Consider the following 25842-nt stretch of genomic DNA (forward strand, 5'->3'; position numbering starts at 1 on the left):
AAGGTGGATCATACCCCACCTCCCTATGTTGGCATACCGGCTCCCCCATTAACGAGGATTTTCCATGGCTAAGGACCTGTTTTTCGAACGCACGGGAATGAACCGCGCCCGCGTCCAGGCCCAGGTCGACGAGGCCCTCAAGGGCGCCGACGACGGCGAGTTGTACCTCGAATTCTGCCAGAGCGAGTCGTTCGCCTTCGACGACAACCGACTCAAGGCGGCCAATTTCGACACCACCCAGGGCTTCGGCCTGCGCAGCGTCTGCGGCGAGGCCACCGGCTTTGCCCATGCCAACGAGCTGTCCGAGGCCGCCATCGCCCGCGCCGCTAAGACGGTCCAGGCAGTCGCCAAGGGGCATTCGGGTGTCGCTGCGGCAGCCCCTGCCCGCACCAATGTCAAACTCTACGCCGATGTCGATCCGCTCGAGACCGCGGCCTTCGAAGCCAAGGTGAAGCTGCTGGAAGAGATGAACGCCTATGCCCGCGCCAAGGATTCGCGGGTGCGGCAGGTGTCGTGCTCGCTGGCCGGCGAATGGCAGACCGTCGAGATCATCCGCGCCGGCGGCGAAACCTATCGCGACGTGCGCCCGCTGGTCCGGCTGTATGTCGGCGTGGTGGTGGAAGAGAACGGCCGCCAGGAATCCGGCAGTCACGGCGGCGGCGGCCGCGGCGGTTACGAAACCTATCTCAAGCCGGAATACTGGCAGGCGGCGATCGACGAAGCGCTGCGCCAAGCGCTGGTGAATCTCGAATCCATTCCCGCTCCAGCCGGCGAAATGACCGTCGTGCTCGGACCCGGCTGGCCCGGTATCCTGCTCCACGAAGCCATCGGCCACGGCCTCGAAGGCGACTTCAATCGCAAGCAGACCAGCGCGTTTTCCGGCCTGCTCGGCCAGCGCGTGGCGGCGCCCGGCGTCACCGTGGTCGACGACGGCACCATCGGCGGACGGCGCGGCTCGCTCACCATCGACGACGAAGGCACGCCCTCCTCCCGCACCGTGCTGATCGAAGACGGCATCCTCAAAGGCTACATGCAGGACCGCCAGAACGCGCGTCTGATGGGCATGAAGCCGACCGGCAACGGCCGCCGCGAAAGCTATTCCTCGCCGGTCATGCCGCGCATGACCAACACCTACATGCTGGCGGGCGACAAGAGCCCGGAAGAAATTCTGGCGAGCGTCAACAAAGGCATCTACGCGGTGAATTTCGGCGGCGGTCAGGTCGACATCACCAACGGCAAGTTCGTGTTCTCCTGCACCGAGGCCTATCTGATCGAGAACGGCAAACTCGGCGCCCCGATCAAAGGCGCTACCCTGATCGGCAACGGCCCCGACTGCCTGACCCGCGTGACGATGATCGGCAACGATCTGAAGCTCGACCCCGGCGTCGGCACTTGCGGCAAGAACGGCCAGAGCGTGCCGGTCGGCGTCGGCCAGCCGACGCTGCGCCTGGACGGACTGACCGTCGGAGGAACGGCGGCCTGACGGCCGCGGGCGGTCGGCGGTACGGCGGCGTAAACCGCGCTTGATGCACATGGATCATGCGCATAAAATATGCGCATGACATCCGGTTTCTCCGAAGACCAACGACCCTGGCGGCAAGCGCAAAAGCGCGGGCCCAAGAAGGCCGTGAACGTGTCGGTCGATGCGGCGCTGCTGGCGGAAGCCAAAGCGCTCGGGCTCAATCTGTCCCAGACGCTGGAAGACGAACTGCGCCGCAAGGTGCACGACGAGAAAGTCCGCCGCTTCAAGGAGGAATCTCGCGAAGCGATCGAAGCGCATAACCGGTTCATTGAAGAGAACGGCATCTGGAGCGAAAAATATCGCCAGTGGTGAACGTCATGAGCACCAAGCAATTCGACGTTTTCGCCAATCCCGATCCCGCTTCGGTCAAAACACATCCCTATCTGATCGTGCTTCAATCCGATCAACTGAGCAGATTGAACACGCGCGTGGTGGCGCCGTTGGTCTCGCCAAAATCCATTCCGTTCTTTGAACGTCTGACGCCCGGCCTGGACGTGAACGGCGATCATTTCGTCATCGATCCCACCAACATCGGCGCCGTTCCCGAACGCGTACTGAAGAAGCGCGTCGCCAATCTTGAATCCGAGCGCTATCGCATCCTGGCGGCAGTCGACATGGTGTTCGTCGGGGTATAGGGGGCTCGAATGGCCAAAGCCTGGTTTTCACCGAAGCGTTACGGATACGGCAGCGGATTGCCCTGCAGCTGGGAAGGCTGGCTGGTGTTGGCGGTCTACCTGATTGCGGTTCCGCTGGGCGTCGTGCCGGCACTTCGATATCTGCCCCATTGGGCCGCCATGGCGGTGTGGTTCGCGTATGTGGCCGTACTGACGATCGCGTTCATACTGATCGCGAAGGCGCGCACCGAAGGCGGTTGGCGTTGGCGCGACGGAAGCGAATAAGCGCCGCCACGTCATCCGTATGTTCCAAATACAATTATTACATTGACGTATTTTCATCATCCGGACACCATCTGACTTCAGCTAGAGGGTGGTGTGCGTGACGGATAGGCCTGTCGTGTTGTGCATTGCGGTGCTTGCCGCGATGGTTCTGGTCCCCGCGCTTTTGTTTCCCCTGCCGCCGCTGATCGATTACCCCAACCATCTGGCGCGGATCTGGCTGATCGCCGGCGGCGTGCACGTACCGCCGCTGGACGGCATCTATTTCGAGGACTGGCGCGGCGTCGGCGCCGGCATCGGCATCGATGCGATGGCGAAGCTGCTGAGCCCCATCCTGCCGCCGTCCGGCATCGGTCTGGTGCTGCTGATCCTGGCGATCCTGGCGCCGCCGCTGGGCGCGATCTCGCTGAACGCGCGGATGTTCGGCGGTGTCCATGCGTGGCAGCCCTACTTCCTCGCCTTCTGGTGCACCCAGACGCTGGTAGGGGGCTTCCTCAATTTCCAGATCGGACTCGGACTTGCGTTGCTCGCGGTCGCTGCCGATCCCAAGGCGGCGCGCGCCGGACCGTGGGCGCTTTACGGCTGGCGGATCGCATCGGGGGCAGTGCTTTTCATCATCCATCCGTTCGCGCTGTTCTTCTTCGCCATCCTGCAGGCCGCGATCACGTTCGGCGGCGACTGGCCCGCGTGGCGCGACGTTCCCAGCCGCCTCAGCTGGGCGGGAGCGACCGCAACAGTCGCGCTGATGCCGCCGGCGATCTATCTTTTCTATGTGCAAGGCATTCCGGGCAGCGAAGACCGCGCCGGCGCGACCGCACTCTTCAACGACTGGATGGGCACCGTCCGCGCGATGGCGTCGCCGTTCACGAGCTATGACATCGTCATCGATTTCCTCTGCGTGCTGCCGCTGGCGGGACTGGCGATCTGGGCTTTGGCGAACCATAAATTCCAGGCGCACAAGGGCCTCATCCTCGCCGCCGCCGGGCTCGCCGCCGTAGCGCTGCTCATGCCGCACACTTTCGGCCGCACCGGCTGGATCGACAAACGCTTCCCGCTGTTGGCGCTGTTGACCGCCCTTTCCGCCACGCGGCTCACCGTCGACCTCAAGCGCCAGAACTGGGTGCTGGCCGGCGCGGTGGTTCTGGTCGCGCTGCGAACGGCGTGGATCAGTCTCAACTGGGCCGCCTTTACGCCGCTGGTGGAGTCGATGCGCACCGCCCTTGCCGATGTCCCGGCTGGCGCCCGCGTCCTGCCGATGCAGCACGACAACACCAGCCGCTTCGGGCTGTTCCATCTTTTGGGACGCACGACGCCGAATTTCGACGAGACCTTCCGGCACTATCCGGCAATGATGATCCCGTGGCGGCACGCCTTTACGCCGATGATGTTCGCGCAATACCGCGAAAAGCCGATCCTGCTCCGGCCGGCTTACGTCGCGATCGCCAATCCGACCGGTGGCGTGCTCTACTCGGTGCATGCGCTCGACCATTTCGAGATGCTCGACCCGCGCACGCAGTTCATCCGCAACTGGCGGCAGAATTTCGATTACGTGCTGGTGCTGAACGCCGACATTCCCGACCGCGACGGCCCGTTCACCCCGCCGCCCGGATTGCACCTCGTGAACGACACCGGTTTCGCGCAACTCTATCGGGTCGCGAAAACCGGCGGGTGACGTTCACCACTTGATGTAATGCGAATAGCTCCAGGCATTGAGCAGAACGTGCGCCAGGATCAGCGGCCATAGCCGGCCGCTGCGCGCGTACCAGGTGCCGAAAATGAGCCCGATCGGGATCAAGACGACACTCGACACGCCCTGAGAAATGTGAAGGCCGACACGCAGCGCGACGCCGATATTGATCCCGAGATCCGGGTGTCCCTTCTCCTTCAACGCGGTGATGAGATAACCGGCGGCAAAGAATTCTTCGTAGAAGCCGTTGACCAGCACCAGCGCCGCGACGGCATAGGGCGACAAGGTCGGGACCACGGCCCCGCTCTGTTGCGGCACGACGCTGGGCAAAAAAGCGCTCACCAGGATCGAAACGGCCAATATCCCCAGGTAGGCCCCCGCTGCCAGCACCAAACCCCAAGGGCCGTCGCGCCAGTGGGTGTCGAGGCCGAAACGCTCCGCCTTCCAGCCGCGGGCCCACAGGAAGAGGCCCAGCACGGCAGTCGTGATCGCCTGGAACGCCACCACCCGCCACACGCCGAACTCGCTCGGCCCCGCCATCCCGACATGGATATGCGCCAACGCCAGCACGGAGGTGATGATGGAGTAGCCGTAGGCACCCGCCACGACCACTGCGAATTCCACCGGGAACGGCAGTTTTTGCAGCAGGTTTCGCATCGGGACTCCGGATTTGATAGCGCCAGTATAACCACCTCGGCCGCCGGGAACAGCCGCGACACGTCGCTCGAGGTTGCGCGCCCGCCCGCATTGTGCTTTCGCTCGCCGTGCGGCTACGGGAGCTTTGCGGATGATCTATAAGATTTGCGACAAGGACGAATGGGAAGCGGCGGCCATGACCGGCATCTATCCCGGCTCGGCCAATGACGCCAAGGACGGCTTCATCCACTTCTCGAACGCGGCGCAGGTGCCCGGAACGCTGGCGCGGTTCTACGCCGATGCCGACAATCTGGTTCTGGCGGCGGTGGACGATTCCAAGCTCGGCGCCGCGCTGATCTGGGAGCGCTCCGGCGATCACGGTCTGTTTCCGCATCTTTATGGACCGCTGCCGATGGCCAATGTCGTCTGGGTCAAGCCGCTGATCCGGGGCGCCGATGGCGTCTTCGTGCTGCCGCCGGAAATGGGGAAATAGCCATGCGCTACCGGATGCTCGGCAACACCGGCTTCTACGTTTCGGAAATCTGCCTCGGCACCATGACGTTCGGCGGCAAGGGCAACTATTACGAGGCAGTCGGCAAGGTCGATCAGAAGACTGCGACCCGCCTGGTGGCTCGCGCGCTCGAATCCGGAGTGAATTTCATCGACACCGCCGACGTCTATTCCGAAGGCCTGTCGGAAACCTTGCTCGGCAACGCGCTGAAAGATATCGGCGTCAAGCGCTCCGACGTGGTGATCGCCACCAAAGTCTATGGCCGCATGAGCGCCTCGCCCAACGACGCCGGCCTGTCGCGCGGGCACATCATGGATTCGATCGCGGCCAGCCTCGAACGGCTGCAACTGGACCATGTCGATCTCTATCAGGTCCATGCGCAGGATCGCGACACCCCGGTCGAGACGGTGATGGAAGCGCTGAACGACCTCGTGCGGCAAGGGCTGGTGCGCTACGCCGGCGTGTCGAACTGGCAGGCGTGGCGGATCATGAAGGCGCAAGGCATCGCCGACAAGCGCGGGCTCGCGCGGTTCGAGACCTTGCAGGCCTACTACTCCATCGCCGGGCGCGACATCGAACGCGACGTCGTGCCGATGCTGGCCGATCAGAAGATGGGCCTGATGGTGTGGAGCCCGCTGGCGGGCGGCGTTCTGTCCGGCAAGTTCGGCCGCGACGGCGAAGGCCCCGCCGGCACCCGCCGCGCGCAAGTGGACTTCCCGCCGGTCGACAAGGAATTGGCGTTCAAGCTCGTCGATGCGATGCGCGAGATCGGCGCCGCTCATGGTGCCAGCCCGGCCCGCGTGGCGCTGGCCTGGGTGCTGTCGCGCCCGTTCGTCACCAGCGTCATTACCGGGGTCAAAACCCTGGAGCAGCTCGACGACAATCTCGCGGCGGCGGACCTGAAACTGTCGGACGCGGAAATCGCGCGGCTGGACGCGCTGTCGGCCCTCAAGCCCGAATATCCCGCCTGGATGGTCGAGCGCCAGAACGACCCGCGGCGCAATCCGAACACAAACAAAGGGTAGGATTTTTCCCCAAAATCGGAGGCGATCATGCGCGGATTGCTTGTGGCGGTTTTACTGGCGGCGGCCCCGGCCCAAGCCGGGCTGTGGACCTCGGCCTGCCAGGACCGGCAAATCCAGTATCAGCAGATCACCGGCGGCGAAGGCTACCTCCATGCCGACCGCGGCGACGGGACTTTCACGACCGTGAAGCTGAAGCAGAGCTTCATCAGTCCGCAGATGATCTGCGGCACCGTTCCGGCCAAAGTCGGCGACGACGAAACCGCGACGGTCTGCGCCGATCAGCAGCACCAGACCATCCGCATCCTGCGCGGCGCCGACCTCAAGAAAGGCGTGAAGCCGGACAAGGCGACGGTGCTCTGCCAGGCGGTGGTGAGCGTTAACTAGGCCGAGGGTTGCCTCGCGCGCGAGGTTAGGCCAATGATCCGGTCCTATTCGACGGAGACGAACATGCGGGCTTTGGTTTTGGTGGCGGCGCTGGCGGCAATGACCGGCACGGGTCTGGCGAAGCCGCCGCAGAAGCCTGCGGCTCCCGCGAAGACGGAAGCGACCTGGATTTCGATCTGCTTTGGCGAGGACGCGCAATACACCCAGACCGTCAACGGTCCGGGCTTTTTCCACGTCGGCAACGGCGACCGCTCCTATCAGACCCAGAAGCTGGTGCAGTCCTACTACGACGGCAACATGGTGTGCGCCGTGCCCGATCCGAAGGCGCCGCGCGCCACCACCGACATCGCCCTCATCTGCGCCGACAAGAACACCAAGATGATCTCGATCATGTACGGCCGCGACAAGGGCTCCAAGCCGGCGACGCCTGCGAACGCCCTGCCTTACTGCAAGGCCCGCATCGACGCGCTGCAATAGCTAGGGAACCAATCCGCGCGCCTTCAGCCATTTGGCCAAGAGATCCGGCCAGACGCGCGCTTCGCCGGGCGCGTCCATCTTGAAGGAATGCCCCACCCCGGCAAAGACGTGCAGCTCGACCGGCACGTCGCAGCGCTGCAAGGCGCGTGCGAAGCGTTCGGAATGTCGGACGGGCACGTCCCTGTCGTCGGCACCGTGCACCAGGAACGCGGGCGGAGCGCCGTCGCAATCGCCGACCGGAAAGCGGCGATAAAGGCGGATCAGATTGGGCTGCCGCGGATCGTCGGAAACCTCGCCCGGTGTCGGCAGGTAGGGATACGCCATAATCATGAAATCGGGGCGCGCGCTCAGTTGATCGACCCGGTCCTTGGGATCGTAGACCTTGGCGTTGTGATGGATGCCGAGCACCGCCGCGAGATTGCCGCCCGCCGAAAATCCGATCACACCGACGCGGCCCGGATCGATCGTATGGCCGTTCGAGAATAGGCCGGACCGGATCAGCCGCAGGCTGCGCTGCGCATCCTGGAGCGCCACGCTGTCGCCCGCCTTGTGGCCTTCATCCGGCAACCGGTAAGTCAGGACAAAGGCATCGATGCCGAGACTGTTGAGCCAGCGCGCCACCGGCGCTCCGGAATCGGAATAGACGACGCGATAGCCGCCGCCGGGCAGGATCAGAACCGCCGTTCCGTTCGGCTTGGCCGCATAATAGGCGGTCAGGATCGGGCGCGAGATATTCCAGAACCGGCGGTCGCCGTTCTTGCTGTAGACCTGGAAGTTCTCGGTCTTCGGGGCGTCTTCCGAGCCCGGCCCGATCCCACCCCAGATGAGAAGCGTGGTGGTGCGGGCGGTGGCGGACGGCGCGTCGTCTGCAAACGCTGCGGCGAGCGACAACAGCGCCCCGAACAGCAATACCGATACCCGCAAAACCATCGCCACGCCCCCGGACAGACGCCGCACTGTAAGGCGCCTGCCGCGGGGCGAAGATCACAACACGGCGAATATCACAAGAAGTTGTATTCCGTGAAAATCCGCTTGAGATCGCGGCCCCAGTCGGTGCGATAGGCTTGCAGCAACTCTTCGGCGCGGGTGTAGCCGCGGTTGACCAGCTCGCGCAGCGGCACCAGGAAGCCCTCTTCCGTCATGCCGACGGAATCCAGCGCGGCACGACGCTTGAGGCCCTCGGCGGAAATGTCGAGCATACGCTGCGCCAGTTCCCACACCGTGGTCGAACGGAACGGGGTCTTGAACGCAAGCCGCGGCACGCCATCGCGCATCGCCTGGCGTTCTTCCGCGGTCCAGTCCTTGACCAGGTCCCAGGCGGCGTCGAGCGCCACATCGTCGTAGAGAATGCCGACCCAGAGCGCCGGCAGGCCGCAGATGCGCCGCCACGTGCCGCCGTCGGCGCCGCGCATTTCGAGGAACTTCTTGAGCCGCACTTCCGGGAAAATAGTGGTGAGGTGATCGGCCCAGTCCGACATCTGCGGATCGATATGCGCGACTTCGGGAATCTTGTGGTCGAGGAAATCGCGGAAGCTCTTGCCGGCGACGTCGATGTATTTGCCGTCGCGATAGACGAAGTACATCGGCACATCGAGCACGTAATCGACATAGCGCTCGAAACCCATGCCCTTCTCGAACACCCACGGCAGCATGCCGGCGCGGTCGTTGTCGACGTCGGTCCAGACATGGGCGCGATAGCTGAGGAAGCCGTTGTACTTGCCCTCGCGGAACGGCGAATTGGCGAACAGCGCCGTCGCCACCGGCTGCAGCGCAAGCGCGACGCGGAACTTCTTGACCATGTCGGCTTCGGACGCGAAATCCAGATTCACCTGCACGGTGCAGGTCCGGAACATCATCTCTTCGCCGTAGCCGCCGACCTTGGGCATGTACCGCTTCATGATCTCGTAGCGGCCCTTCGGCATCGGATAGACTTCGCGGATCGGCCACGTCGGGGCATAGCCGAGGCCGATGGCGCCGGCGCCGATTTCGGCGGCGACCTGGCGGACCTGCTGCTGGTGCAGATTCACCTCGGCACAGGTCTCGTGCACGCAGCACAGCGGCGCGCCGGAAAGCTCGAACTGCCCGCCCGGCTCCAGGCTGATGGAGGCGCCGTTCTGGGTGAGGCCGATGATGTTCTCGCCCTCCATCACCGGCTGCCAGCCGAATTTCTGCATGCCTTCGAGCAGCACCTTGATGCCGGGCACGCCTTCGTAACGCAGCGGGTTATGCGTCTTCAGGCAATAGACGAATTTTTCGTGCTCGGTGCCGATGCGCCAGTCTTCGCGCGGCTTGCAGCCGTCGGCGATGTACCGCACGAGATCGTCGCGCGATTCGATGGGACCGCCAGCCGATTGCGGAATGGACATCGAGAACCTCTTTCAGGCTAAGCCCGCGTTGCGGGTGTGGAATTGGCGCGGATACGCGTGGCTTATGTAGGAACGGGACCGCGAACCGGCAAGGCGCTGCGCCCAACCGCCTCACTGTACCCCGTCAGTGCCAGTCCCCACAAACCGATTGCCAGACCGCGAGCGCCGCCAAGGCGGCGGTATCGGCCCGGAGAATGCGCCCGCCCAGCGACACCGGCGTGACATGCGGCAGCGCCCGCAAGGCGGCGCGCTCGGCCGGATCGAAGCCGCCCTCGGGACCGGTGAAGACGGCCCAGGGCGCCGCCGGCGCCTGCCGCAAAGCCTCGGCGATCGGGAGGCAGTCGCCACCCTCGTCGCAGAACAGGATGCGCCGCTCCGCCGGCCACGCCGCCAGCAGTTTGTCGAAACTCAGCGGCTCGCGGATTTCGGGGACAGTGACCCGGCCCGACTGCTCGGCGGCTTCCACCGCGTTGGCGCACATCCGCTCGGTATTGACGCGGGTCACGATGGTACGGCGGGTGAGGACCGGCTGCAGCACGCGCACGCCGAGTTCGGTCGCCTTCTGAGTCAGGTAATCGGCCGGGGTTTTCTTGACCGGCGCGAACACCAGCCACAGATCCGGCACTTCGGACTGCGGTTCGATCCGGACGGTGCATTCGACCGTGCAGGTGCGCTTGGCGGTTTCCTTAACCTCGGCCAGCCATTCGCCATCGCGGCCGTTGAACAGGCTGATGCGGTCGCCCGGCTTGGCGCGCATCACATGCAAAAGGTAATGCGCCTGCCCTTCCTCGATCACGACGCGTCCGTTCGCGCCCAGCGGCGCCTCGACGAACAAGCGCAATTTCCCGCCGGGATAGGTGAGATCGTCACTCATGAATTTTCCCGGTTCCTTTCAGGCTGACGGGGTGCACCGCAAGGCGGCCGTCCTCTTCCTTCACGTCGTATTCGTCCTGCAGATAGCCCGCCTTCTGCAAGGCTTCGCTCTGGCCGTTGACGTGGCACAGCACGCGCGCAGTGCCCTTCGGCAGATCGGTAAGCTCGGAGACCGAGCAGATAAAATCGGTCATGCCGCCTTCGCAGCCTTTGAACTTCGCCGCGCGGCCGTAATAGGGCTCGCACGCCGACCATTTGCGCAGGAACCGGTGCTTGGCGAATTCGGCGTCGAGCAGCCCGGCCGGAAAATCCTCCACCGAGTCCTCGCGGTAATGGCCGACGCACAGGCATTTGCCGGGCTTCCACTCCGGGTTCTTGGCGAGGCTGGCGGCGACCGTCCGCACCGGAGCGGCGGCAAGTTCGATCTCCTGGTGCGCACTGCGGCCGCAACCGGCCGCGGCCAGCACTAGCACCAAACTTAATCGCATTGCCTGCCGGATTTGTGGCATAACGACTCCCGCGTCTTCCGAAGGCCAGTATGACAGATAACGCCGCCCCACGCGTCAAGCCTGCCGATGCCATTGCCGCGGCCCTGTTGGACCGCGTGCCGCCAAAACTCATGCCCTATGTGCAGTTGATGCGGCTCGACCGGCCGATCGGCACGTGGCTTTTGTACTGGCCGTGCGTGTTCGGGCTGGTGCTGGGCGCCGCCGCCGAAAGCCGCCCGTTCGGGACCTGGCGCGACATCTTCTACGTCGTCCTGCTCGGCATCGGAGCCATCGTGATGCGCGGCGCAGGCTGCACCTATAACGACATTGTCGACCGCGATTTCGACGGCGCCGTGGCGCGGACCAAAGGCCGGCCGATCCCGTCAGGCCGGGTCAGCGTGCGCGATGCGTGGCTGTTCACCATCGGCCAGTGCCTCGTCGGATTGGGCGTGCTGCTCTGCCTGAACCGGATGGCGATCCTGCTTGGCGTTGCCTCACTGGCGCTGGTGGCGGCCTACCCCTTCATGAAGCGGATCACCTGGTGGCCGCAGGCATGGCTGGGACTGACCTTCAACTGGGGCGCGGTACTCGGCTTCGCCGCGGTGACCGGAACGGTCGATATCGGCGATCTCTATCTCTATGCCGGACTGTTCTTCTGGACCCTCGGCTACGACACCATCTACGCCCATCAGGACAAGGACGACGACGCGCTGATCGGCGTTAAATCCACCGCGCGCCTCCTCGGCGACAAGACGCGGCAATGGATTCTCGGCTTCTATGCCGTGGCGTTCACGCTCATTCTCGCCGCCGGGTTCACCGAACACACCGGCTGGCCGTTCGTGTTCCTGCTGCTCGTGGCAGGCGGCCATATGATGTGGCAGGTGCGCGAACTCGAGATCGACAACTCCGCCAAATGCCTGAAGCTGTTCCGCGCCAACCGCGAAACCGGCGCGCTGATCGCGGCAGCGATGATCATCTCGACCTGGATCGGCTGACCGCCGCTCCGGCGAGAACCAAGGGGGACATGCCATGAACCTGAAGTTCGCAGGGATTGCCCTGCTGTTTGCCGCCACGCCTGCGCTGGCGCAGATGAACGGGGCACCGAGCCCCTATGCGCCGCTGCCCGACGCGCCAAGCTGCACCCGCGCCGAACTCAAGGCGGCCACCGACGCTTATGTGAAGGCGCAGACCCGCGGCGACATCTCGGCTTTGCCGCTCGACGCCAAGTTCCATTATCTCGAGAACATGGCAACGGTCGATCCCAAAGCGGGGCTTTGGCACACCGCCCTGCCCGTCGCCCACGCCATGAGCTTTCATGACGACAAGCGCTGCAAGACCTTCACCGAACTCGTCGTCACCCAAGGCGGCCATCCCTACGTGATCGGCACGCGGCTCTATCTGCACGCCGGCAAGATCATTCGCGTCGACAGCCTGATCACCGACAAGGGCGACTGGCTGTTCAATGCCAACGCCTATCTCAAATACAATCAGCGCGAAGACTGGTCGGAACTCTACAAGTACCAGAAGACGCCCGCGGCCGAGATGATCCGCGGCGCCAATGCCTATCTCGACGCCTTCTCCGACAAGTTCGGCGATATCCCGTGGGGCACGCCGTGCGCCCGGCTCGAGGGCGGCGCCTATACCAACATCAAGAACGATCCGCACGCGTCGTGCGAGGTCGGCTTGCCGCCGGGCATCATCTACATCGTCAACCGCGATGTCCTGATCGACAGCGAGACGGGCGTGATCAACGTCTATTGCCGCTTCGGCGACAGCAAGAGCGGCATGCCGGATTCCCACACCTTCCGCTTCATCGACGGCAAAATCCGCGGCGTCCATACGTTGAGCGTGAACCTCGGCGCCATGCCGTCACCCCAGGCCGACGACGACGGGAATATCCCGAAGAACTAGGTGTCGCTTTCTGCCCCCGCGGGCGCACAGCTCTCTCAGCGTGCAATCAAGACCGTGGGGGAAGTCCGCGTTAGCGGAAAGGGGGCTCCAGCATTTTCGCACGTAAGCCCCCTTCGGCGCTTCGCGCCGCTTCCCCCACGCTCCTAGTGCCGGTGGGAGAATCCTCATGCGCGTGGGGGCAGAAAGCGCGGGGGCAGAGAGTTACGCCGCCGCCGTCTTGTGCACGCGCTGGCCGATCGCCAGCCAGGCCGATTGCGAGGCCTTGTGCAGGCCCTCGACCAGACGCGGGACTTCGGCGTCGTCGCTGGCCTGGCAGGCGCGTTCGAGCTGTTCCGACAGCGTGAACACCCGCATGGCGCCGAAGGTGCCGGAATTCGACTTGAGATCGTGCACTTCGCGACGGATGGTCGTGAAATCGAGCTTCTCGGCCGCCGCTTCGATGCGCTGCAAGGTGCCGCGCGTGTTCGACAGGAACGCCAGCAGCATGGCGTTATAGCGGTCCGGCGGCAGCACCTTGGCGAGCGCGTCGAGCTTTTCCTCGTCGAGTTCGGCGATCTGCTCGGGCGCGGGCTCGGCTTCGCCGCCGTCGTCCTCCAACCAAAGTTCGGCCGAGGAGAACCGTGCGATCACGGCGAGGAAGGTGTCCGGATTGATCGGCTTGGTGACGAACTCGACCATGCCGGCTTCGGTGCAGGCTTCCTTGTCTTCGCGCATGGCGTTGGCGGTCATCGCCACGATCGGCGTGTGACCGACCGGCGGCGGCAACGCCTTGATGATCTTGGCCGCTTCGATACCGCCCATGCGCGGCATCTGCATGTCCATCAGGATGATGTCGAACCGGCCGGTCTTGGCCGCTTCCACCGCGGCAACGCCGTCGCCGACGCACTCGACCGCATAGCCTGCGGATTCGAGCAGCGTACGCGCCACCATCACGTTGATCTCGTTGTCCTCGGCCAGGAGCACGCGGCCGCGAACGGCGCCCGAAGCCGACGCATCATCGCTGGCCGCAGCCGGTACCGGCTCGACCGCAGCCGGCTCCGGCGCAGGCACGGACGGAACGACCGTGTCGTCGCGGACGACCGGCTCGAGATGCTGTATCAGGGTCGTCTCGCGTATCGGCTTGGTCAGCACCGCGTCGATGCCCGCCTTGACCTCGGACTGCAGCACCGTACCGATCGAAGACGCCAACACGATCCGCGTACGGATTAGCGAGGCATTCCCGCGAATCTTGGCTGCGACCGTCTCGCCCGACAACCCCGGCATGGATTGATCGAGCAGCACGGCGGTGTACGGCGTGCCGCCGGCTTCCGCCATCACCAGCGCGCCGAGCGCCGAAGGTCCGTCGGACGCCTCGGCAACGAACGCGCCGCGCGCCTCGAGCAGATTGCGGAAAATCTTACGGTTGATGGCGAGATCGTCGACCACCAGGATACGCCGTCCATCGAGGCAATTGTCCGCAGGCGCGGCGGCGCCGGCGTTGGACAGCTCGACCTCGAACCAGAACACACTGCCGCCGCCCTCGCGATCGGTCACGCCGATCTCGCCGTGCATGAGCTGAACAAGCTGGTGACAGATCGACAACCCGAGCCCGGTGCCGCCGTAACGGCGCGATATCGAGGCGTCGGCCTGCTGGAAATTGTGGAACAGGCGGCCCTTGGCATCGTCGGAAATTCCGATGCCGGTGTCTTCGACCCGGACCTTGAGCTTGGTCCGTCCCGTCGCTCCGGTTTCGGTATGCAGCAGAAGCGCGACGTGGCCCTTCTCGGTGAACTTGATGGCGTTGGTCAAAAGATTGAGGAAGACCTGCCTCAGACGCGCGGCGTCGCCCATCACCAGGGCATGGGCACCGGCATCGGCATAGCCGACCAGTTCGATGTTCTTCTCCGCGGCGCGCGCCGAAAGTAGTTCGATAACGTCTTCGACCACGCTGTGCGGCACGAACTCGGCCTCTTCGAGCTCCACCTTGCCGGCTTCGAGCTTGGAGATGTCGAGAATGTCGTTGATGATCGACAACAGGCAATCGGCCGACAGGCGCATGGCCTCGGCATACTGGCGTTGTTCCGGCGCCAGCTTGGTGCGCAGCAAAAGCGCATTCATGCCGATGATGCCGTTCATCGGCGTACGGATTTCGTGGCTCATCGACGCCAGGAACATCGACTTGGCCTGATTGGCCGCATCGGCTTGGTCGCGGGCAAGCCGCAGCGCCGTCTCGCGTTCGCGCAATTTGTCGGCCGAAGCAAAAGCGGCGACGTGGTCCTCGATGGCTCGTGCGAAATTCGCCAGCCGCCGCCGGGCGGTGTCGTCGAGCGTGCGCGGCAGCCGTCCATAAATGCAGAGCGCGCCGAGACCCGAGCCATCGCGCGCCTTGAGCGGGACGCCGGCCGCCGACATGAACCCGCCCGCCTCCGGCAGCAACGGACCGTCGTCGAGATCGGAATATTCCACCAGCGCACCGGCCGTCAGCGCAGCTTCGGTCAGCGTGCCTTTCAACTGCGTCCGCACCACGCCGTCGTGACCGGCACAAATCGTCAGCAGATCGCCGCTTTCGATCAGATTGACGGAAACGACGTCGCCCCCGATCACGTCGCGAACGATGGCGCACATGTTCTCGATCCCGCCGCGACGATGGCCGCTTTCAAGATCGATGCGCTTGCCGCCCGTATTCTGACCAGAATCCGTCACTACCGCTCCCCTGACGCGGTTGATCCGCAGCCGCGCCGCACCCCCGCTGCGCGCCCGTATCAGGAAGCCGGAGACTAAGGGCGAGGCTTTAAAAAAATGCTCGCTCCTCGCCGTTAACTTCCGAAATGCAGGCAAAATGGCTAGCGGAAAGTTAGCGCCGCTTACGGCGTCCCGATCTGGCACAAGCGATCCGCTCTGGACCGGCCTTCGCTGCCGCGGCTAGGATCGCGGCGGGCTCGGCGGAAATCCTAGAAAAACCGCGCAATTCGGGAAGTTGCGCCATCTGGAGACCTCCCATGCCGAGCGCGCGACATAATCTTTCGGGCAGCGAACGACGCTCTCCCGCCGGCCGGACCATCGGTCCCGCCGACCCGAATGAGCAGATTGACGTCAGCATTTATCTTAAGGATTCACCCGCCGAAGCGGGTGCCGACCGTGCCGCTTGCCGCGACGCACGGGCGCAGCGCCTGCAACCGGCGATGCAAGAACTCGCCGATTTCGCCAAAGCGCACAATCTGACGATCAAGGAACAAGACCCCGGCCGGCGGCTGGTGAAACTGTCGGGCACCGTCGCCGATCTGCAAAAGGCGTTCGGCACCGAACTCAAATGTTATGAGCATCAGGGCCGCCAATTCCGCGGCCGCACCGGGCATCTCTCTTTGCCCGCCACGCTCGCCGATAAGATCGAAGCCGTGCTCGGTCTCGACAACCGCCCCGCTGCGACTCCGAAAGTCGTGTTTTCGCGCAATGCGGCGGCGGCGGGGTACTTTCCCAACGCGGTTGCCAAGCTCTACGGCTTTCCCGCCACGCCGGGCTTGGGCAAAGGCCAATGCATCGCGCTGATCGAACTCGGCGGCGGTTTCAAGAAAGCGGACACCAACACGGCCTTTCATGTCATGAACCTACCGCCGCCGCATGTCGTTGCGGTAGGCGTATCGGGCGGCACCAACACGCCCGGCGAAGATCAGGGCGCCGACGGCGAAGTTGCGCTCGACATCCAGGTTTCAGGTGCCGCCGCACCGCACGCCAAGATCGCGGTCTATTTCGCACCCAACACCGACCAGGGCTTTGTCGATGCCATCACCAAGGCCGTGCACGACACCAAGAACAAGCCGTCGGTGATCTCGATCAGTTGGGGCGCGCCGGAAAGCGATTGGACCGATCAGGCCATCGCGGCGATGAACGGAGCCTTTGCCGATGCCGCCGGGTTCGGCGTCAGCGTGTTTGCGGCGTCGGGCGACCGGCTGGCGAGCGACGGCGTCAACGACGGCAAGCCGCACGTCGATTTTCCCGCCTCGAGCCCCGGCGTGGTCGGCTGCGGCGGCACGCGTCTGTCGGCGGGCGCCGGCAGGATCGCGGACGAGCTGGTGTGGAACAGCAACGGCGCCGGTACCGGCGGCGGCGTCAGCACGCGGTTCTCCGCTCCCGACTATCAAAGCGGCGTCTCTCTGCCCGCGTCCGGACGCGGCGTACCCGACGTTGCCGCCGACGCCGATCCCAACACCGGCTATCGCATCGTGGTCGCAGGTTCGGTCGAAACCATCGGCGGCACCAGCGCCGCCGCACCGCTTTGGGCGGGGCTGTTTGCGCTACTCAACGAAACCCGGTCGAAGCCGATCGGCGCCCCGCATGCCACCCTTTATGCCCATCCCGCCGCGTTCCGCGACGTGACGGACGGCGACAATGTGGAGAACGGCTACGGCTACAGCGCCGGCCCCGGTTGGGACGCCTGCACCGGCCTCGGCAGCCCCGACGGGGCGGCGTTGATGAAGGCGTTCGAGGAGAAGACGGGGTAAGCTTGCACCTCATGTCATCCCCGGCCGAGCCAGCATAGCGCAGTGAGGGGAAGGGGACCCAGGTCTCGGCCTATGATCACCGGCGGAAGCAGCGCTCAGCGACTTTGTTTTTTCGTCGGCATCGTCATTCTGTTTGCACCTGGGTCCCCTTCCCCTCGTTCTGCTCACTGCCGTTCGCTTCCCTCGGCCGGGGATGACAGATTTGTTTAGCTGACGCAGTGCGGGATCATTTGCACCGCCCGTCCGGGATGACATTCTAGCTACGTGTTTTGAATTTGGATTCGCCATGACCGTCATTGCCATCACCGGCGGCGCGCAGGGGATTGGGCGCGCGATCGCGTATCACTTCGCCGACCTCGGTTACGCCGTGTCGATCACCGATACGGATGCAGCGGCCGGGCGTGAAGCGCTCGAGGCCATCGGCGCGCGCAAGGCGATGGGACTGTTCGTCAAAGGCGATGTCGCCAAACCCGCCGACGTGGCCGGTTGGATGACGAAGACCGTCAAAGAACTCGGCGTGCCGGACGTGCTGGTCAACAACGCCGGCATCATGATCCGCAAGGACGTCCTCAAGCTGAAGCCGGCCGAGTTCGACAAGGTGATCGCGACCAATCTCGGCGGCGCCTTCCTCGCCTCGCAAGCGGCGGCGAAGGCGATGGCCAAACGCGGCAAGGGCGGCGCGATCGTCAATATCGCCTCGACCCGCGCCTTCATGTCGGAGCCCGACACCGAGGGTTATTCCGCATCCAAGGGCGGCATCGTCGCCCTCACCCATGCGCTGGCGATCAGTCTGGCGCGCTATCGCATCCGCGTGAACGCGATCAGCCCCGGCTGGATCGAAGTCGGCGATTGGAAGAAAGCGTCGCAATCCGTGAAGCCGCATCATTCGCGGATCGATCGCGAGCAACATCCTGTCGGGCGCGTCGGTACACCGGTGGACATCGCCAAGGCGGTTCAGTTTCTTGCGGAAAACGCTGACTTTATGACCGGCCAGAACATCACCATCGACGGCGGCATGACGGTCAAGATGATCTATGAGGAATAGACGCAATTTCCGTACGGGAATACGCGATTTTCCGCATGCGACCATTTTGCTGCGTTGAACTACACTAAACGGGTTACTTCACGTCGGTCGCGCCGTAATTTTCGCCGCGACCAAGGAAGAAGCAGGACCGGACCGGCCGGCGAGGGAGTTCGCAGTGTTCGACAAAGCCACATTCATCGATGAAGCCGCCATCTATGCCGCGCTCGAAGAAGGCAAGCGTGCGGTCAGCCGCGATGCCGTCGAAACGATCATCAAGAAGGCGAGCGCAGCGCACGGCCTGACGCTTCCGGAAGTGGCGATCCTGCTCAACGTGCACGATCCGGAACTGGTCGAAGAAATCTACAAGTGCGCCCGTGGCATCAAGCAGCGCATCTACGGCCGCCGCCTGGTGCTGTTCGCGCCGCTCTACGTGTCCGACTACTGCATCAACAACTGCGTCTATTGCGGCTACGGCCAGGGCCACAAGTTCCCCCGCCGCAAGCTGACGATGCAGGAAATCAAGAACGAGACGCTGGTGCTGCTCAACATGGGCCACAAGCGCCTCGCCATGGAAGCGGGCGAAGACCCCGAGAACTGCCCGATCGATTATGTACTCGACGCCATCGAGGCGGTCTATTCGGTCGAGACCAAGAACGCCAACATCCGCCGCATCAACGTGAACATCGCGGCGACCACGGTCGAGAACTTCAAGAAGCTGAAGGCGGCCGAGATCGGCACCTACATCCTGTTCCAGGAAACCTATCACCGCGAAACCTACGCCAAGATGCACCCGCGCGGTCCCAAGAGCGATTACGACTGGCACACCACCGCCTTCGACCGCTCCAATGCCGCCGAGATCGACGACAACGGCGCCGGCGTCCTGTTCGGGCTCTACGACCACAAGTTCGAAGTGCTGGCGCTGATGCAGCATGCCGAGCATCTGGAAGCCGAGTTCAACTGCGGCCCGCACACCATTTCGGTGCCGCGCATCCGTCCGGCGGGCGGCATCAATCTCGAAAGCTTCCCGCACATCGTCTCCGATGACGAGTTCAAGAAACTGATCGCCATCATCCGCATGGCCGTGCCCTACACCGGCATGATCATCTCGACCCGCGAAGACGCCCATCTGCGCAACGAATGCCTCGAACTCGGCATCTCGCAGCTTTCCGGCGGTTCGTGCACCGGCGTCGGCGGCTATTGCGAAGAGAACGCCAAAGGCGTGCGCCAGCCGACCCAGTTCAAGGTCAACGACGAGCGGCCGCTCGATCAGGTGATGTACGACATCGCCGAAGCCGGCCACCTGCCCTCGTTCTGCACCGCCTGCTACCGCAACGGCCGTACCGGCGACCGCTTCATGGAATACGCCAAGAGCGGCAAGATCCAGGACCTCTGCCAGCCCAACGCGCTGCTCACCTTGAAGGAATACCTGACCGACTTCGCCTCGCCGCAAACCAAAGAGCTGGGCGAAAAGGTCATCGCCGAACACCTCGCCCAGATTCACAACGACAAGCTGCGCAAGGTGACCGAGGACCGCCTCAAGGAAATCGAAGCCGGCAAACGGGACCTTTATTACTAAGATATCCCTCTCCCCTTGTAGGAGAGGGATTATAATTAACCATCCCTTTACCCTGTTCTTCCTACCGTGGCCTGCTGGCCGGCGATTGCGCGCGGCCGCCGCGAGGATCCGATGAAAGTCATATTGCTGAAGGGCCAGTCGAAATACGACGCGCTGCGCTGCTACGTCGACGAACTCGCCAGGACGTTCGAAAGCCGCGGCGACACGGTGTCGATCATCGACATGAAGCTGCCGGAGGTGATGCAGAACTTTCCCCGCATCCTCGAAAGCGAACGCCCCGCCGACCTGGTGTTCTCGTTCTCCATTCTCGGCGAATATGCCGACGAGCGCGGCCGCTGGATCGGCGACATCGTCGGCGCGCCGCACGTCGTTCTATTCGTCGATTTCCCGTTCTGCCACACGGCGCGGCTCGAACATCTGTCGCCCAAGGCCGCCATCCTGACCATCGACGCCAGTCACGTGCGGATCATCAACAGCTATTTCGGTCCCAATCGCTATGCCTATGTCGGCTTCTGCCCGGTGGCGGCGATGGGCGAACCGGTAGCGTTGCCGGAGACCGCCGAGGCCTATCTCGCTTCGCGTCCGGTCGATGTCCTGTGCGCCATGAGCTATTTCGCGCCCGGCCTGCCGCCGTGGCACGATTTCCCCGAACCGTCCAAAAGCGTGTTCGCCGAAGCCGCCGAGCTGGCGCTGAGCCAGGAATGGATGTCGGCGCAGGATGCGCTGGACCGCTGGTTCATCGTGCGCGGCATCGATTTCAACCATCCGTCCGTCAAGAAGGAACTCGATGTCGTCCGGGCGCAGTCGGTCGTCATCAACGAATGGGTGCGCGGCACGCGCCGGGCGAAGTTCTTCGAGGCCGCCGCCAAGGTCGGACTGCCGCTGACCTGCTACGGCGACGGCTATGCCGACGTGCTGGAGCGCTACAAGAACATCAGCTACCAGGGTCTCGGCGACACCGCGGGTACGCCGGAGCGGATGCGCCAGGCGCGCCTGGTCATCAATCACAATTCCAATTTCGGCGAAGGCCTGCACGACCGCGTGCCGTCGGGCATGCTGGCGGGCGCGGCGGTAGCGACCGACACCAGCAAGTATTATGTCGAGCATTACGAACCCGGCCGCGAGATCGCCCTGTTCCGCTGGCAGCACCTCGAAGAAGACCTCGCCAAGGTCAAGGACCTGCTCGCCGACGGCGACGCCCTGTTCGCGATGGCCAAGGCCGGCCAGCAAAAGGCGCTGCACCAGGACCGCTGGGAACACCGCATCGACACCATCCTCGCCGCCGCCCACGCCGTCGCGAGCCGGTAGACGCTATTCCAGCACGACCATGTCGATGTCTCGCGTCGGCACATAATCATTCGCATCGAAAGTAAAAGTCGTCGGGCCGGTCCTTTTCAGAACGCCGTCCCAGCACAGCGACAGCACGTTTCCGGGTTTCAGCTTATCGAGTGTCAAGTGAAACTGCCGGATCGGACCGCTCCAGGTCTTGGCGGTGCTGAGGACGTATTGAGTCTGGTATGCCGGACCCGTAAGCGCTGCCGCGCGCGCGATTTCGGGTTTGGCGCAGTACTGCCTGGCGAGCTTAGGATCATCGAACAGATTGCGGCTCGTGTTCCAGTTTCCCGAGACCGGCTGGTATTCGTGTTCGATCACCGTCGTCTTTCCGGCCGCAAAGACTTGCGTCCAGTAGAACCGCGTCCTCGTGGTCCAGTTGGGATACTCGGTATCATCTTCCAGAATGCCGAGCTTGACCATTTCTGCCTTCTTGTTCCGCGCAATCGGCTTGCTCTTCTCGGACAAAGCGCGCCTGCCGGCACTGACGGCGTTCACCGGCAGCCCGCCATCATTCACCAGCTTAGTGACGTCGCGGCCCTTCAGTATTGCACGCTGTTCAGCTTGAAACTTTATCCACCTGCCATCGACCGTGACAGTAAAACCGACAAAGTTCACGGGATCCCTGGTCATCGGACCATAGCCGACGGCCGGGTCCCATTCGAGATCCGGCAGCGGAAACGCCACCAAAGTCGTGATGTCGTGCTTGGTGGGATTGAAGAATTCAAACCGCACCCGCACCTTCTGCGGACTGACGTAAAGCTCCTCGGACCGCATCTGCACCGGCGTTCCGTGGGTGAAGACGATCCCGCCTGCAGCCAACGCCGCCGCCCCGTCGTCGGCCGAAGCTGGAGCAACCGTCACAACGGCCGCGATCACCATTAAGGTTTTGCGCATGTCCCTCCCCCCAATGGCACAACATTATCACGTTCCCCGCCCCTTGCATTTCCCTATCGGCGCTTTATACTTTGCGGTGCAAAGTTACTCAGGTGCGGGGTAAGGTGCGCGACATCGACAGGGCCTTGGCGGAGATCGGCGAGATCCGCAGCCAGATCGCCTCGCATACGGCGTTCCGCGGCTACGGCCCGCTGGCGATTTCCATCACCGGCCTGCTCGCTCTGATGACCGCGGCGGCGCAGAGCCTGCTGCCGGTCGCCGGCACGCCGCTGCTCTACATCTCCGAGTGGATGGTGACCGCCGCGGTGTGCGGCGCCGTGGTGCGGATCGAGATGCAGGGCCGTTCCAAGCGGCTCCATTCCGGCCTCGCCGACGTCATGATCCATCAGGCGATCGAGCAGTTCCTGCCGGCCACCGCCGCCAGCGCCTTCATGCCGCTGTTGCTGCTGCAATTCGCGCCCGAGGGCGCCTGGATGATGCCCGGCCTGTGGCAGTTGTTCGTCAGCCTCGGCATTTACGCCTCGCTGCATAACCTGCCGCGCAGCATGTTCTATGCCGGCGCGTTCTATCTCGTGTCCGGATTCGCCACCCTGCTCTACGCCAGCCAGACGCACGTCTTGTCGCCGTGGCTGATGGGCGTTCCGTTCCTGATCGGCCAGACGCTGATGGCCGTCATTCTCTATTTCGCCGCCGGAGAGTGTGATGGCGAAGACTGAAGCCCCCTTCGCGTTCGACGGCCTCGACCGCGTGATGCACGAAAAAGCGCGCCTCGGCGTGCTGTCGTCGCTGATCGCCCACCCCAAGGGTCTCGCGTTCGGCGACCTGAAGACGCTGTGCGGCCTGACCGACGGCAATCTCTCGCGCCACCTGCAGACCTTGCAGGAAGCCGGCCTCATCGAAATCACCAAGAGCTTCGAGAACAACCGGCCGCAGACCACCGTCAAGCTGACCCGCAACGGCCGCAAGCGGTTCCTCGAATATCTCGCTTTGCTCGAACAGGTGGTGCGCGACGCCGCCAAGACCGCCGGCGAGGATTTCGGTAATGCCCGGTTGAAAATCCTGCCGACCTGAACGGCCCTTTTTTAAGAGGATTCTTTGCAATGCCAAGTAATTGCTTACGCAAAGACAAGATTCATGTTGGCGCCATCATGGACGGCAACGGCCGCTGGGCGCAGGCACGCGGACTTCCCCGCCGTGAAGGCCACCGCGCCGGCATCGAGTCTCTGCGCAACATCGTCAAAGCCGCGCCGGATCTCGGCATCGGCACGCTGACGGTGCACGCCTTCTCCGCCGACAACTGGAAGCGCCCGGCCGAGGAAGTGGCGGACCTGTTGATGCTGTTCCGGCAATATCTCGACAGCGAGACCGAGACGCTGGTGATCGACGGGGTGAAGCTCAATTTCATCGGCCGCCGCGACCGCCTGCCGCCCGATCTGGTTGCGGAAATGGAGCGCGCCGAAGCCGCCACCGAATGGGGCGATGCCCTCAACTTGCGCGTCGGGCTCGATTACTCCGCCCGTGCGGCGATCGTCGAAGCGGTGAAGGCCAATACGGTGCCCGGCCCCGACGTCGATCTTCTCATCCGCACCAGCGGCGAACAAAGGCTGTCGGATTTCCTGTTGTGGGAATGCGCCTACGCCGAATTCCTGTTCAGCGAAAAGCTGTGGCCCGATTTCGGCCCCGACGATCTCGCCGAAGCCGTCCGCACCTTCCACACCCGCGAACGCCGTTTCGGCGCCCTGCCGGAGGCGGCGGAGTAGCTATTTCTTCGCGTCTTCCAGCTTGGCTTCGACGCTGGCGATGGTTTTCTTCTGCCGCACCGGACGTTGCGGGCGGCGCAGGAAACTGATGACCAGCAACACCAGCGTGAACCCGAGAATAGTCCGAAATGCGAAAACAAAGTGGGTGAAAAGTGGCACGCGCGGATTGTGCACCACCGGCGCGAACTGCACGCCATAGATGGCCGGCGCATTCAGAGCCGCTGCCGCCAGCACCTGATCGGCAGTGTATTCGACGATCTGGCGGGTACGGACGGACTTGTTCTCGACCGGGATCAGACCGAGGCCGAGGGAGCGTTCCTCGTGGGAGGCGATGAGGCCCGGCTGGGCGAATAATTCTCCCGATGGCGCCGCGCGCGTGAAGGTGAAGACCACCGCGAAAAACGCCGCCGCCAGGAAAATCGCGCCCGCCAGCAAGATCGAACGGCCGACGATCAGTTGCACGTGCGCGTTCACCGCGTCTTCGCGCAAGCCGACGAAGATCGCTTCCTTGGCCTCTTCGCTCATGCCGGCGCGGTCGACAAACAGGCGCGTCAGGCGGCGTTCGGCCAGCGGCGCGCCGTCGATCATCGCGGGCAGCATCACTGCCAATCCCGCAATGAACACCGTCACCGCGTCGACCAAGAGCACCAGCGCGAAGAACACCCAGTAGCCGGAGGAATCCGTGCCGCTCTCGAAATGGCCGGGCAGGATATGGGCGATCCAGGGATGAGCGCCGGTCATCGAAGTGACAAGCATCAAGAACATCAGAAGGTTGATGCCCACGAAAACGAGCAGCAGCCTGATGCCGGTAAAGCGCCTCGGCATGATAGTCCCCCAACCCCTTGCCCGGCGTGGAGCTTACACCAAAGCGCGGCAAACCGTTAATCGCCGCCCTGCCGAGCCGGAAACTGGCGTCCTAAGGCATCTTGGCGTACACGGCACACCCAAGATGACCGATCCTCTCGCCTTCGTCCGCGCCAATTCGGTGCTGCAAAGCCCGCCGCTCGTGCCCGAGGTGCGTTTGCATCTCGCCAGCGAAGTGCTGCCGCTGTGGTCCAAGACGGAAGAAGAACTCGGCCGCGAAGGCGTGCCGCCGCCGTACTGGGCGTTCGCCTGGGCGGGCGGACAGGCGCTGGCGCGCTACGTTCTCGATCGGGGCGTTCTTGGCGAGACCGTGCTCGATTTCGGATCGGGCTCGGGTTTGGTCGCGATTGCCGCCGCGAAAGCAGGCGCAGCCTCGGTGCTGGCGGCCGACATCGATCCGTTTTCCGCCGCCGCCATCCGCCAGAACGCGATCGACAACGATGTCGTGCTCGACGTCACCACCGACGACGTGATCGGGCGCACCGATCCCTGGACGCTCATCCTGGTCGGCGACATGTGCTACGAGCGCCCGCTCGCCGAACGCCTGACACAGTGGCTGCGCGACCACGCCCGCGCCGGAGCCACCGTGCTGGTCGGCGATCCGGGCCGCACCTATTTTCCCAAAACCGGCGTCGAGAAACTTGCGAGTTATAACGTGCCTACGTCGCGAGACCTCGAAGACCGCGATATGCGCGAAACCGGCGTGTTCCGACTCACCGCTTGACTCGTCTCGGGCGGCGGCGGTAGAAAAGAACAAAAGAGGAACATTGCCATGCCGACCGACGGAACCATCGACTATATCGAGCTGCCAGCCTCCGACCTGGCGTCGCTGCAGGTCTTCTACAAAAAAGTTTTCGATTGGGGTGCGTTCAAGGATTACGGCCCCGACTACGTCGCCTTCGAAGCCCAGGGGCGCGATGGCGGCTTCAATGCCAAACGCAAGGTTGTGCAGAACGGCGGACCACTCCTGGTGCTCTACTCCAACAACCTCGAAGCCACCGAAGCCAAGGTCAAAGAGGCCGGCGGCGAGATCGTCGCGCACGAAAAGTTCCCCGGAGGGCGACGATTCACCTTCCGCGATCCGAATGGAAACGAGCTCGCCGTCTGGACCAAGCGATAACGTGCCGCTAGGGTG

The 25842-nt window shown here is 63.9% G+C and carries 28 protein-coding genes; 20 read left to right on the top strand and 8 right to left on the bottom strand.

Going from position 1 to position 25842, the window contains the following annotated elements; all coding sequences use genetic code 11:
• Positions 1–64 precede the first annotated feature (64 nt).
• The 5 genes from tldD (at position 65) to FHS84_RS05285 (ending at position 4090) form a co-directional block, all read left to right on the top strand.
• Complete coding sequence (tldD, locus tag FHS84_RS05265; protein WP_166931265.1) at positions 65–1483, top strand: metalloprotease TldD; 1419 nt, start codon at positions 65–67, stop codon at positions 1481–1483.
• Between the two features lie 75 nt (positions 1484–1558).
• On the top strand, positions 1559–1834 hold the full coding sequence (locus FHS84_RS05270; RefSeq protein WP_166931268.1) for a type II toxin-antitoxin system CcdA family antitoxin: 276 nt from the start codon (positions 1559–1561) through the stop codon (positions 1832–1834).
• 5 nt (positions 1835–1839) lie between these two features.
• Positions 1840–2157: a CcdB family protein gene (locus FHS84_RS05275; RefSeq protein WP_166931272.1), complete on the top strand. Its 318-nt coding sequence runs from the start codon at positions 1840–1842 to the stop codon at positions 2155–2157.
• A 9-nt stretch (positions 2158–2166) separates the two neighbouring features.
• Complete coding sequence (locus FHS84_RS05280) at positions 2167–2421, top strand: hypothetical protein (RefSeq protein WP_166931278.1); 255 nt, start codon at positions 2167–2169, stop codon at positions 2419–2421.
• Between the two features lie 97 nt (positions 2422–2518).
• Positions 2519–4090 carry a hypothetical protein gene (locus FHS84_RS05285; RefSeq protein ID WP_166931284.1) on the top strand — a complete coding sequence of 524 codons (1572 nt, stop codon included), beginning with the start codon at positions 2519–2521 and terminating at the stop codon, positions 4088–4090.
• A 3-nt stretch (positions 4091–4093) separates the two neighbouring features.
• On the opposite strand, the gene FHS84_RS05290 is transcribed toward FHS84_RS05285, so the two are convergent.
• Positions 4094–4762: a CPBP family intramembrane glutamic endopeptidase gene (locus tag FHS84_RS05290; RefSeq protein ID WP_166931287.1), complete on the bottom strand. Its 669-nt coding sequence runs from the start codon at positions 4760–4762 to the stop codon at positions 4094–4096.
• A gap of 130 nt (positions 4763–4892) precedes the next feature.
• Between FHS84_RS05290 and FHS84_RS05295 the strand changes: the two genes are divergently transcribed.
• The 4 genes from FHS84_RS05295 (at position 4893) to FHS84_RS05310 (ending at position 7138) form a co-directional block, all read left to right on the top strand.
• Positions 4893–5234: a DUF952 domain-containing protein gene (locus tag FHS84_RS05295; protein WP_208393705.1), complete on the top strand. Its 342-nt coding sequence runs from the start codon at positions 4893–4895 to the stop codon at positions 5232–5234.
• A 2-nt stretch (positions 5235–5236) separates the two neighbouring features.
• Positions 5237–6277 (top strand): aldo/keto reductase, encoded by a 1041-nt coding sequence (locus FHS84_RS05300; RefSeq protein WP_166931297.1) that lies wholly within the window; start codon positions 5237–5239, stop codon positions 6275–6277.
• Positions 6278–6304: 27 nt separating this feature from the next.
• A complete protein-coding gene (locus FHS84_RS05305) occupies positions 6305–6661 on the top strand; it encodes a hypothetical protein (RefSeq protein WP_166931304.1) in 357 nt (118 codons plus the stop codon).
• Positions 6662–6724: 63 nt separating this feature from the next.
• Positions 6725–7138, top strand: a complete 414-nt coding sequence (locus tag FHS84_RS05310; protein ID WP_166931310.1) for a hypothetical protein — start codon at positions 6725–6727, stop codon at positions 7136–7138.
• On the opposite strand, the gene FHS84_RS05315 is transcribed toward FHS84_RS05310, so the two are convergent.
• From FHS84_RS05315 to FHS84_RS05330, 4 genes are all read right to left on the bottom strand, one after another.
• Positions 7139–8068: an alpha/beta hydrolase gene (locus FHS84_RS05315; RefSeq protein ID WP_166931315.1), complete on the bottom strand. Its 930-nt coding sequence runs from the start codon at positions 8066–8068 to the stop codon at positions 7139–7141. It lies immediately after the preceding gene.
• 71 nt (positions 8069–8139) lie between these two features.
• Positions 8140–9504: a glutamate--cysteine ligase gene (locus FHS84_RS05320; protein WP_166931320.1), complete on the bottom strand. Its 1365-nt coding sequence runs from the start codon at positions 9502–9504 to the stop codon at positions 8140–8142.
• A 124-nt stretch (positions 9505–9628) separates the two neighbouring features.
• Entirely contained in the window at positions 9629–10378 is a 750-nt protein-coding gene (locus FHS84_RS05325; RefSeq protein WP_166931323.1) for a 16S rRNA (uracil(1498)-N(3))-methyltransferase, read from the bottom strand.
• Entirely contained in the window at positions 10371–10865 is a 495-nt protein-coding gene (locus tag FHS84_RS05330) for a hypothetical protein (protein ID WP_166931326.1), read from the bottom strand. Before FHS84_RS05330 ends, FHS84_RS05325 begins: the two co-directional genes overlap by 8 nt.
• A gap of 50 nt (positions 10866–10915) precedes the next feature.
• Here FHS84_RS05330 and ubiA point away from each other — a divergent pair, with 50 nt between their 5' ends.
• Both ubiA and FHS84_RS05340 read left to right on the top strand, forming a co-directional pair.
• Positions 10916–11860: a 4-hydroxybenzoate octaprenyltransferase gene (gene ubiA / locus FHS84_RS05335; RefSeq protein WP_166931329.1), complete on the top strand. Its 945-nt coding sequence runs from the start codon at positions 10916–10918 to the stop codon at positions 11858–11860.
• 34 nt (positions 11861–11894) lie between these two features.
• A complete protein-coding gene (locus tag FHS84_RS05340) occupies positions 11895–12776 on the top strand; it encodes a DUF8021 domain-containing protein (protein ID WP_166931333.1) in 882 nt (293 codons plus the stop codon).
• Between the two features lie 201 nt (positions 12777–12977).
• Here the strand turns inward: FHS84_RS05340 and FHS84_RS05345 are convergent, their stop codons facing one another.
• Entirely contained in the window at positions 12978–15458 is a 2481-nt protein-coding gene (locus FHS84_RS05345; RefSeq protein ID WP_166931339.1) for a response regulator, read from the bottom strand.
• A gap of 296 nt (positions 15459–15754) precedes the next feature.
• Between FHS84_RS05345 and FHS84_RS05350 the strand changes: the two genes are divergently transcribed.
• The 4 genes from FHS84_RS05350 to FHS84_RS05365 all read left to right on the top strand — a co-directional run bounded on the left by FHS84_RS05350 (position 15755) and on the right by FHS84_RS05365 (position 21162).
• Positions 15755–17254 (top strand): S53 family peptidase, encoded by a 1500-nt coding sequence (locus FHS84_RS05350; protein ID WP_166931344.1) that lies wholly within the window; start codon positions 15755–15757, stop codon positions 17252–17254.
• Between the two features lie 286 nt (positions 17255–17540).
• Positions 17541–18299, top strand: a complete 759-nt coding sequence (locus FHS84_RS05355; protein WP_166931349.1) for an SDR family oxidoreductase — start codon at positions 17541–17543, stop codon at positions 18297–18299.
• A 154-nt stretch (positions 18300–18453) separates the two neighbouring features.
• The gene (hydG, locus tag FHS84_RS05360) at positions 18454–19854 is read left to right on the top strand and encodes a [FeFe] hydrogenase H-cluster radical SAM maturase HydG (RefSeq protein ID WP_166931354.1); all 1401 of its coding nucleotides are present in this window, start codon (positions 18454–18456) and stop codon (positions 19852–19854) included.
• A gap of 111 nt (positions 19855–19965) precedes the next feature.
• Positions 19966–21162 (top strand): glycosyltransferase family protein, encoded by a 1197-nt coding sequence (locus FHS84_RS05365; RefSeq protein WP_166931360.1) that lies wholly within the window; start codon positions 19966–19968, stop codon positions 21160–21162.
• Positions 21163–21165: 3 nt separating this feature from the next.
• Here FHS84_RS05365 and FHS84_RS05370 read toward each other — a convergent pair whose 3' ends face one another.
• A complete protein-coding gene (locus tag FHS84_RS05370) occupies positions 21166–22068 on the bottom strand; it encodes a DUF4424 family protein (RefSeq protein ID WP_166931365.1) in 903 nt (300 codons plus the stop codon).
• A gap of 119 nt (positions 22069–22187) precedes the next feature.
• Between FHS84_RS05370 and FHS84_RS05375 the strand changes: the two genes are divergently transcribed.
• Genes FHS84_RS05375 through uppS form a run of 3 tightly spaced genes read left to right on the top strand, consistent with a single transcriptional unit; the run spans position 22188 to position 23843 of the window.
• Positions 22188–22799, top strand: a complete 612-nt coding sequence (locus FHS84_RS05375) for a hypothetical protein (RefSeq protein WP_166931368.1) — start codon at positions 22188–22190, stop codon at positions 22797–22799.
• The gene (locus FHS84_RS05380) at positions 22786–23154 is read left to right on the top strand and encodes a transcriptional regulator (RefSeq protein WP_166931371.1); all 369 of its coding nucleotides are present in this window, start codon (positions 22786–22788) and stop codon (positions 23152–23154) included. The genes FHS84_RS05375 and FHS84_RS05380 overlap by 14 nt, the downstream gene beginning before the upstream one ends.
• Positions 23155–23183: 29 nt before the next feature.
• Positions 23184–23843: a polyprenyl diphosphate synthase gene (uppS, locus tag FHS84_RS05385; RefSeq protein WP_166931374.1), complete on the top strand. Its 660-nt coding sequence runs from the start codon at positions 23184–23186 to the stop codon at positions 23841–23843.
• On the opposite strand, the gene FHS84_RS05390 is transcribed toward uppS, so the two are convergent.
• Positions 23844–24668: a hypothetical protein gene (locus tag FHS84_RS05390; protein ID WP_166931377.1), complete on the bottom strand. Its 825-nt coding sequence runs from the start codon at positions 24666–24668 to the stop codon at positions 23844–23846. It abuts the gene before it with no gap.
• A gap of 124 nt (positions 24669–24792) precedes the next feature.
• On the opposite strand from FHS84_RS05390, the gene FHS84_RS05395 reads away from it, so the two are divergent.
• A complete protein-coding gene (locus tag FHS84_RS05395; RefSeq protein WP_166931382.1) occupies positions 24793–25431 on the top strand; it encodes a class I SAM-dependent methyltransferase in 639 nt (212 codons plus the stop codon).
• Between the two features lie 48 nt (positions 25432–25479).
• Positions 25480–25827, top strand: a complete 348-nt coding sequence (locus FHS84_RS05400) for a VOC family protein (protein ID WP_166931385.1) — start codon at positions 25480–25482, stop codon at positions 25825–25827.
• Positions 25828–25842 lie beyond the last annotated feature (15 nt).

The sequence above is a fragment of the Rhizomicrobium electricum genome, assembly GCF_011762045.1.
Classification (GTDB): domain Bacteria; phylum Pseudomonadota; class Alphaproteobacteria; order Micropepsales; family Micropepsaceae; genus Rhizomicrobium; species Rhizomicrobium electricum.